This is a genomic window from Actinosynnema sp. NPDC059797 (assembly GCF_042732085.1).
Lineage (GTDB): Bacteria > Actinomycetota > Actinomycetes > Mycobacteriales > Pseudonocardiaceae > Actinosynnema.
This window is the reverse complement of record NZ_JBHWIE010000294.1, coordinates 1-8,981: the sequence shown is the minus strand read 5'-3', so window position 1 is coordinate 8,981 and position 8,981 is coordinate 1. Positions and strand designations below refer to the sequence as shown.

Annotated in this window: 7 protein-coding genes; 5 read left to right on the top strand and 2 right to left on the bottom strand. The window is 74.4% G+C overall.

Going from position 1 to position 8,981, the window contains the following annotated elements:
- Window positions 1–66: 66 nt before the first annotated feature.
- A complete protein-coding gene (locus ACFV4N_RS34895; RefSeq protein WP_499676928.1) occupies window positions 67–894 on the bottom strand; it encodes a sensor histidine kinase in 828 nt (275 codons plus the stop codon).
- Window positions 895–1,025: 131 nt separating this feature from the next.
- Here ACFV4N_RS34895 and ACFV4N_RS34890 point away from each other — a divergent pair, with 131 nt between their 5' ends.
- The 4 genes from ACFV4N_RS34890 (at window position 1,026) to ACFV4N_RS34875 (ending at window position 6,447) form a co-directional block, all read left to right on the top strand.
- Window positions 1,026–1,733, top strand: coding sequence for an ABC transporter ATP-binding protein (locus ACFV4N_RS34890; protein ID WP_499676927.1), 708 nt, complete (start codon window positions 1,026–1,028; stop codon window positions 1,731–1,733).
- Window positions 1,730–4,069, top strand: coding sequence for an FtsX-like permease family protein (locus ACFV4N_RS34885; protein WP_499676926.1), 2,340 nt, complete (start codon window positions 1,730–1,732; stop codon window positions 4,067–4,069). The genes ACFV4N_RS34890 and ACFV4N_RS34885 overlap by 4 nt, the downstream gene beginning before the upstream one ends.
- Window positions 4,070–4,248: 179 nt before the next feature.
- Window positions 4,249–5,289, top strand: a complete 1,041-nt coding sequence (gene zapE, locus ACFV4N_RS34880; RefSeq protein ID WP_499676925.1) for a cell division protein ZapE — start codon at window positions 4,249–4,251, stop codon at window positions 5,287–5,289.
- Window positions 5,290–5,445: 156 nt separating this feature from the next.
- Window positions 5,446–6,447 (top strand): glycoside hydrolase family 10 protein, encoded by a 1,002-nt coding sequence (locus ACFV4N_RS34875; RefSeq protein WP_499676924.1) that lies wholly within the window; start codon window positions 5,446–5,448, stop codon window positions 6,445–6,447.
- Between the two features lie 92 nt (window positions 6,448–6,539).
- On the opposite strand, the gene ACFV4N_RS34870 is transcribed toward ACFV4N_RS34875, so the two are convergent.
- Window positions 6,540–7,526, bottom strand: coding sequence for a PaaX family transcriptional regulator (locus tag ACFV4N_RS34870; RefSeq protein WP_499676923.1), 987 nt, complete (start codon window positions 7,524–7,526; stop codon window positions 6,540–6,542).
- A gap of 230 nt (window positions 7,527–7,756) precedes the next feature.
- Here ACFV4N_RS34870 and ACFV4N_RS34865 point away from each other — a divergent pair.
- Window positions 7,757–8,981 (top strand): extracellular catalytic domain type 1 short-chain-length polyhydroxyalkanoate depolymerase (locus ACFV4N_RS34865; protein ID WP_499676922.1); only part of this gene is annotated, 1,225 nt, incomplete at its 3' end.

Below are 8,981 nucleotides of genomic sequence, written 5' to 3'. Positions count from 1 at the left end.
GGATCATCCGGAAGCCGGTGCGCACGAGGGCCTGGTCGTCGGCGATGACGACGCGCGGCGCGGGTTTCACGGCCGCTCCAGCGGGATGCGCGCCCGGACCCGGAACCCGCCGCCGAGCCTGCGCCGGGCGTCCAGGTCGCCGCCGAAGACCGCCACCCGCTGCCGCAGCCCGAGCAGGCCGCGCCCCTCGTCGGCGACGTCGTCGCGCGCGGGCGCGGCCCGGTCGCCGGACAGCACGCTCGGGCCGGTGTTGAGCACCTCCACGCGCAGGTAGTGGTCCGCGTACCGCACGGTCACCTCCGCCTTCACGCCGTCGCCGTGCTTGAGCGCGTTGGTCAGCGCCTCCTGGACGACGCGGTAGGCGGTCAGGTCCACACCGGACGGCAGCGGCCGGGGCTCGCCGGAGATGCGGACCTCCACCGGCAGCCCGGCGAACGAGATGCGGTCGACCAGCCGGCCGAGCCCGCTCAGGCCGGGCTGGGGCGACAGGTCGGCGCAGTCCTCGCCGTCGGCGGGCGGCGCGAGCACGCCGAGCAGGTGGCGCAGCTCGGTCATGGTGTCCCGACCGGCGGCCTCGACCGCCAGCAGCGCCGCCGAGGCCTGGTCGGGTTCCGCGTCGAGGACCCGGCGGGCCGCGCCGGCCTGCACCACCATGACGCTCACGTTGTGGCTGACGATGTCGTGCAGCTCCCGGGCGATCCTGGAGCGCTCCTCGTCGACCGCGTTGCGCGCCGCGCTCTCCCGTTCCCGCTCCAGCAGCCAGCCGCGTTCCTCCAGCGCGCGGGCGAACGCGCGCCGGGCGCGGGCGAGCCGGGCGACGAGCACGGCGAACACCACGGCGACCCCGGCCGCGACCCCCAGCCAACCCGGCCCGATGTCCCACACGGCGACCACTCTCCCAGGTCGCCGCCCGGACCCGCATCATCCCCCGGGGCCGGCGCGTACACCTCCGGGATGACCCGCACCGCCCGGTTACCTCCCGGGACCGATGACCCCGCCCGGCGCGCCGGCGCAGTATTGCCGCCGTGACCAGTGACAACAGCACGGCGCAAGTGGTGGTGGAGCTGTCCGCCGTGCGCAAGGAGTACCGCGACTCCGCGGCCCTGGACGGGGTTTCCCTGAGCATCCGGGCGGGGGAGGCGGTGGCGGTGATGGGGCCGTCGGGCAGCGGCAAGTCGACGTTGCTGAACATGGTGGCCGGGCTGGACCGGCCCACGTCCGGGTCGGTCGTGGTCAACGGCGACGACCTCGGCCGGATGGGCGAGACGGGCCTGGCGCTGTTCCGCCGCCGCCGGATCGGCATGATCTTTCAGTTCTTCAACCTGCTCGACGACCTGCCGGCGCTGGACAACGTCGCGCTGGCCGCGCAGCTCACCGGCACCTCGGCGGGCCAGGCCCGCAAACGCGCGCTGGAGCTGCTCGACGAGCTGGGCATCGCCGGGCGGCGCAACACCTACCCCGCCCAGCTGAGCGGCGGCGAGCGGCAGCGGGTGGCGGTCGCCAGGGCGCTGATGAACCGGCCCGCGCTGCTGCTGGCCGACGAGCCGACCGGGGCCCTGGACAGCCGGGCCGGCGAGCAGGTGATGGACCTGCTGCTCGACCTGAACCAGATCGGCCAGACCCTGCTGCTCGTGACGCACGACCAGGTGCTGGCGACCCGGTGCGCCAGCCGCCTGGTCGAGCTGGTCGACGGCCGGGTCGCCCGCGAGAGCAGCCTGGAGCGGACCCCGTGACCGCGGTGTGGCGGGTGGCGCGGGCCGCGGTGCGCCGGCGCAGGCTCCAGACGATCGTTATCGGCGTGGTGGTGGGGGTCTCCACGGCGACGGTCGTGCTGGCGCTCGGGCTGCTGGCGACGGCGTCGGCCCCGTTCGACCGGGCGCACGCCCAGCAGGGCGGCGCGCACCTGGTCGCGGCGTTCGACAGCGCCGCGGTGACGGCCGAGCAGCTGACCGCGGCGGCGGACCGGGCGGGGGTCGAGGCGGTGGCCGGACCGTTCGGCCAGGTCACCCTGGAGGTCTCGGCCGACCGGGACCTGCTGCTGCCGCCCACCCTGAACGCGGTGGGCCGGGCGGACCCCGGCGGCCCGGTGGACCGGGTGAACGTGTGGCGGGGCCGGTGGGCGGCCGGGCCGGGCGAGGTGGTCCTGGACCTGCCGCCCGGCTCCGACTTCGGCGTGAGCCCGGGTGACCGGGTGGACGTGCGGGGCGGTCACCGGCTCACCGTCGTGGGCCTCGCCCACTCGGTGAGCGACACCGCCGACGCGTGGGTCACGCCCGACCAGCTCGCGGTCCTGCGGCCGGCCGACGTCCAGGTCCTGTACCGCTTCACCCGCGCCGCGACGGCCGCGGAGGTCGAGGAGGGGCTCGCGGCGGTGACGGCCGGGCTGCCGTCCGGCGCGCTGCTCGGTTCGCAGTCCTACCTCACGCTGCGGCAGGAGGTGTCCGCCGAGTCGGGCGTCTACGTGCCGCTGCTGGTGGTGTTCGGCGTGCTCGGCGTGGCGGTGGCGGTCCTGATCGTCGCCAACGTGGTCAGCGGCGCGGTCGTGGCGGGGGTCCGGCACATCGGGGTGCTCAAGTCGCTCGGCTTCACCCCGAACCAGGTGATGGCGGTCTACCTGGTGATGGTCACCGCGCCGTCCGCCGTCGGCTGCGCGCTCGGCGCGGTGCTGGGCAACGTCGCGGCGCGGCCGATGCTCGCCGAGGCGTTCGAGGTCTTCGGCATGACGGACGTCGGCGTGGACCCCCTGGTGAACGTCGTCGCGCTGCTCGGGGTGCCGGCCCTGGTCGCCCTGGCCGCGTTGCTGCCGGCGCTGCGGGCGCGCCGGCTGTCGGCCGCCGAGGCGATCAGCGCGGGCAGCGCGCAGCGCGCCGGTCGCGCGCTCGCGGTCCAGCGGCTGCTCAGCGGCTCCCGGCTGCCGCGCTCGGTCAGCCTCGGCCTCGGCGTGCCGTTCGCCCGCCCGGCGCGCAGCGCCCTGACGCTGGCCGCGGTCGTCCTGGGCGTCATGGCCGTGACCCTGGCGATCGGCGTGACCAACTCCGTGACCGCCTACGAGGACGCGGTCAGGCCGGTCCACGACGACCGGGTGGAGCTGGTGGTCGGGAAGGAGGGTGGTGGGCAGGGCGCCGAGCTGGGCGGACCGACCCACGGCGTCCCGCCGGTGCTGGGCGACGCCGAGGACGAGGCGGTGCTGCGCGCCCTGCCCGGCGCGGTCCGGGTGGCGGCGACCTCGCGCCAACTGGTGCGGCTGGTCGGCGGCCAGGACCTGACCATGGTCCAGTTCTACCGGGGTGACGGGGAGGAGCTGGGCCCGCGGATCCTGAGCGGGCACTGGCCGGACGGCCCGGGGCAGGTGGCCGCCCCGTCCAGGTTCCTGAACCAGCACGGGCTGCGGGTCGGCGACGCGATCACCGTGGAGCTGCGGGGGCAGCGCGCGCGGGTGGAGATCGTCGGCGTGGCCCTGGTCAACAACGCCGGGCAGGTCTTCGCCGACTGGGACCTGCTCGACCTGCTCGCACCGGGCACCCGGGCCGGCTCGTACCACGTCCAGCTCGAACCGGGCGCGGACCGGCAGGCCTACGCGAACGCCGCCGCGGCGGCCGACCCGGGGCTGGCGCTCCTGCCACCGCGCGGGCGCGGCTCGTCGATGGCCGTGGTCATCGTCGGCGCCGCGGTGCTCCTGACGCTGGTGCTGGGCCTGGTGGCGGCGTTGGGCGTGTTCAACACCGTCGTCCTCAACGCCCGTGAACGCCGCCGCGACCTGGGCATGCTCAAGTCGATCGGGATGACGCCGCGCCAGGTGGTGGTGATGATGGTGACGTCCATGGGCGCGCTGGGCGTGGTCGGCGGACTGCTCGGCCTGCCGCTCGGGGTCGCCGCGCACCGCGTGGTCGCCCCGGCCATGATGCGGGCGGCGCAGGCCGACGTCCTGGACGTGGTGGTCGACGTGTACCGCGCGCCGGTGCTCGCCCTGACGGCCCTGGTGGGAGTCGCCATCGCGGTGCTGGGCGCCTTCGTCCCGGCCAGGGCCGCGGCGCGGACGACGATCGCGGAGGTCCTGCACAACGAGTGACCGGGCCCGGCCGGGGGGTGCGCTCTGGCGACCGGCGGGACCTGGTCGACCACGCGAGGTTCGACCCCGCCGGCCTTCGACGGCGGCGGTCGGGGCGTGGGCGACGTGCTCGGCGGCGTCGCCCACCTCACACGCCGGCCGGCGGTGCCCGCGGCGCCCGCCGTGCGAGGGTGGGCGCCGTGGGGACGGGGATCGCGGCGTTCGAGCGGGAGGCGCGTCGGGCGGGCTTCGCGCTGGACGAGGCGCAGCGGCGCGTGGCGCACCGGCTGGCGGGGCTCGGCGCCGAGGTCGAGCGCCGGCGCCGCTTCCTCCCGGGCCCGCCGCCGCGCGGCGTCCACCTGTGGGGACCGGTCGGCCGGGGGAAGAGCTGGCTGGCCGCGACCTTCTTCGACGCGCTCGCGATCACGGGCAAGCGGAAGCTGCACTTCCACGAGTTCTTCCGCCGCTTCCACGACGCGTACGCGCGGCACCGCGCCTCGCCCCGGGCGGTGGACCTGGCCGTGGACGAGCTGCTGGGCGGGGTCCGGCTGCTGTGCTTCGACGAGTTCCACGTGCACGACCCCGGCGACGCGACCCTGGTCGCCAGGCTGCTCCGGTCGCTGTTCGAGCGGCGGGTCGTGCTGGTGACCACGTCGAACTACGCGCCGGAGGGGCTGCTGCCCAACCCGCTGCACCACCACCTGTTCGAACCGGTCATCGCGCTGCTGACCTCGGCGCTGGACGTCGTCGAGCTGGACGGCGAGGTGGACTACCGGTCGGTGCCCGCCGCCCGGCCGCGCTCGCGCTTCGAACTCGGGCGCTACCTGTGGCCGGGCACGGCGGCGCAGCTGGGCGCCGACGCCCCGCCGCCCGGCCCACCCGTCGCGCTGGAGGTCAACGGGCGGGCCGTGCCCGCCGCGGCGGTGCGCGACGACGTGGTGTGGCTGGGGTTCCGCGAGCTGTGCGACGCGCCGACGTCCACCGCGGACTACCTGGCGCTCGCCGACCGGTTCACCACCTGGGTGGTGCTGGACCTGCCCGTGCTGGGCCCGCGGTCCCGGGACGCGGCGCAGCGGTTCGCCAACGTGGTGGACGTGCTGTGCGACCGCGACGTGCGCCTGGTCCTGACCGGCGCCGCGCCGTTGGCCGAGGTCCTGCGCGACGGCGAGCTGCCGGTCGACGTGAGCCGCACGGTCAGCCGGCTCGCGCTGCTCTCGGCGGAGCCGCCCCCGGTGCGGTGACCCCGCCGGGCGGTGGCGATCGTCCCGGTGGCGATCGTCGCGGGGTGATCGTTTTGGGCTGTTCGGGCAGTGAATCCCCGCCTTCCGAAACAACCCTGCCACACTGTCGAAAGTTTCTGTTCCGCCGCCTGGTCGACGATGATCGAGGAGGAACGCGTGAGGAAGTCGCTCGGGGCCGTGGTGCCCCTGCTGGCCTGCCTGCTGGTGGCGCCACCGGCATCGGCCGCCGCGAACTCGTTGAAGGACGCCGCGGCCGCCAGTGGCCGGGTGTTCGGCGCGGTGGCCCAAGCGGCCCGGCTCGGCGATGCCGACTACACCAAGACGCTGGACCACGAGTTCGGCCAGCTCACGCCCGAGAACGAGATGAAGTGGAACGTCGTCGAGCGGGTCCGCGGCAAGTTCGACTTCGCCGCCGCCGACCGCCTGGTCGACCACGCCGAGAGCCGGGGCATGGCGGTGCGCGGCAGCGTGCTGGTGTGGCACAGCCAGCTGCCCTCGTGGGTGATCAACATCGACTCGGGGCCCGCGCTGCTGACCGCGGTGCGCGAGCACGTCGACGGCGTCGCGGGCCACTTCAGGGGCCGGGTCGACTACTGGAACGTGGTCAACGAGGCCTTCACCGACACCGGTGAGCGGCGCAACTCGGTGTTCCAGCAGCGCATCGGGGACACGTGGGTCGAGGAGGCGTTCCTCGCCGCCGAGGCCGCCGACCCCGTCGCGAAGCTCTGCTACAACGACTACTACACCGACGGGTTCGGCCCGAGGTCCGACGCGGTGTACGAGATGGTGCGGGACTTCGTCGCGCGCGGCGTGCCGATCGACTGCGTCGGCTTCCAGGCGCACTTCAACAGCGACCACCGGGTGCCCGTGGACATGGGCAAGAACCTCCGGCGCTTCGCCGACCTCGGGGTGGACGTGCACATCACCGAGCTGGACGTGACCGGTTCCGGCGAGGCGCAGGCCAACTCGTACGCCCAGGTGGTCAACGCGTGCCTGTCGGTGGAGCGCTGCACCGTGATGACGGTGGACGGCGTGACGGACAAGTTCTCCTGGAACGTCGACCGCACGCCCCTGCCGATCGACAGCGACTACGGCCGCAAGCCGGCGTACTACGCGGTGCTCGACGCGCTGAACGCGGCGGCGCCGGTGCCGCGGTAGGCGGGGCGGTCACAGCGAGGCGGTTACCGCGGGGAGATCACCGCGAGGAGATCACCGCGGGGAGGTCGCCGCGGGGAGGTCGCCGCGGGCGGTCACCGGGAGGCCGGCTCGGAGGAGCCGGACGCCTCCGCCAGACCGCCGAGCAGGTCGGCGACCGCGTGGACCCGGATGTCCGTGAGCGGGTCGGTGGTGAACCGGCCCGCCACGGCCCGCACGTGGTCCTGCGCGGGCGCGGCCAGGCCGTCGTAGACGGCGGTGAACAGCTCGCGGGCCGGTTCCCGCAGCCAGCCGGGCGGGAGCAGCTGCTCGGGTAGCTGGGGGTCGAGGATGGGCAGGCGGCGGTAGGTGTCCATGACCTCGGTGCGCGCGCGGACCGCCTCGGCCCCCGTGACCCGCGCGGCGCGCATGTCGTCCAGCAGCGGGCTCCACCGCTCGATGAAGGCCTCGTACCGCCGGGCGATGGACGCCGTGTCCCAGGCGTCGAGCGGGTCGCGGCCGGTCGACGCGCCGAGTTCCACGTGCCGGGCGCGGAACACCGTCAGGGCGCCGAAGGTGAGTTCGGCCAGGTGCGCCTTGGCCTTCTCGGTGAGGTCGTGCGGCGAGACCCAGAGGCCGTCGTAGAGGGGGGCGAAGCCGAGCCACCGCAGTTGGCTGCGGAGCCCGCGCCGCTGGGTGACCTCGTCCTGCGGCAGCGAGAAGGCGACCAGCGTCCACCGCTGGTCCCACGTGCCCGCGCCCGCGGCGCGGGAGACGATCGACCGGCCGCCCGCGACCAGCACGGCGGCGGCCTCCGGGGTCAGCCGGTAGGAGCTGTTCCGGCCCTGCTTGCTGCCCTCCAGCACGCCGCGCCGCGCGAGCCGGCTGATGGCGGTCCTGGCACCGGCGTGGCTCACCCCGGCCTCGGCGAGCAGGGCCACCAGGGCCGCCGACGGCAACCGGGCGCGGGTGCTCAGGGTGTAGTCGGCCAACAGGGTGACGGTCAGGCCCTGCGGCGAGTTGCCGTTCTGCCGCCGGGGGAGCCGGACCGGTCCGGACGCGTCGCCCGGGAAGATCTCCTCGATGTCGTACGGGTTCGTCACGGCGGCTCCGGCGGTCGCTCGGGCGTGCGGTCGACACCGACTGTAATCGGCCCCGCGCGGGGCGCTCCCGGCAGTCGAGACGGATGATTGACAGTTACATGTCCGGTGGGCAAGCTAACTGTCATCTATCCAGTGCGGTCCTCCACCGGGCAGGACGGGCTCGGGCACTGTTCGCGAAACACCGCCACCACGGTCGTCCAGTCGCGCGCGGAACGAAGGAGTTCAGTCGCATGAAGCCCACACGGAGTCTCTTGCTCGCCGCAGCCACGTCGCTGGTGGTGGCGGGCCTCGCCGTCCAGGCGTCCCAGCCCGCCTCGGCGGCGTCGCTGACCGAGGTCACGTCGTTCGGGAACAACCCGGGCGGGATGCGGATGCACGTGTACGTGCCCGACGCCCGCCCCGCCAACCCCGGGATCGTGGTGGCGATGCACGGCTGCGGCGGTTCGGGTCCCGGCTTCTACTCGGGCAGCGAGTTCGCCTCGCTGGCCGACCGGCACGGGTTCATCGTCATCTACCCGAGCGCCCAGCAGGAAGCCGGCTTCGGGAAGTGCTTCGACACCTGGTCCGACGCCGCCAAGCGCCGCGGCGGCGGCAGCGACCCGGTCTCGATCATCTCGATGGTGAACCACGTCCAGCAGCGCTACGGCGGCGACCCCGGCCGGGTCTTCGCCACCGGCTCCTCGTCCGGCGGCATGATGACCAACCACATGCTGGCGCTGTACCCGGACGTGTTCAAGGCGGGCGCGGCGTTCATGGGAGTGCCCTTCAACTGCTTCGCCAACGCCGCGGACTACCCGCCCGGCGGCAAGTGCACCAACGGGACCATGAACCGGACCCCGCAGCAGTGGGGCGACGCGGTGCGGCAGGTCAACCCCGGCTACACCGGTCCGCGCCCGCGCGTCCAGCTGTGGCACGGCACCAGCGACACGCTCGTGCCGTACTCGCTGCTGCAGGAGTCGATCGAGCAGTGGACCGACGTGTTCGGGCTGAGCCAGACGCCGTCGTCCAGCGACACGCCGCAGACCAACTGGAACCGCCGCCGCTACAACGACGGCTCCGGCGTCACGCGGGTGGAGGCCTACAGCATCCAGGGCGCCGGGCACAGCCTGCCGTCGGGCGGCATGGCGGCGCGGGCCATCGCGTTCTTCGGCCTGGACGGGACGGGCGGCCCCACCTCGACGACGACCACCACGACCACGTCGACGACCACCACGACCACGTCCACCACCACGACGACGTCCACCCCGCCGACCGGCTCCTGCACCGCGACCCACCGCGTGGTCAGCCGCTGGAACGGCGGCTTCCAGGGCGAGGTGAGCGTGCGCAACGACACCACCGCCACGACCACGGGGTGGACCGCCACGCTCGCCCTCACGAGCGGCCAGCGGGTCAACCAGGTGTGGAACGCCTCCGCCGCGCAGGACGGGACGACGGTGACCGCGCGGAACCTGGTCT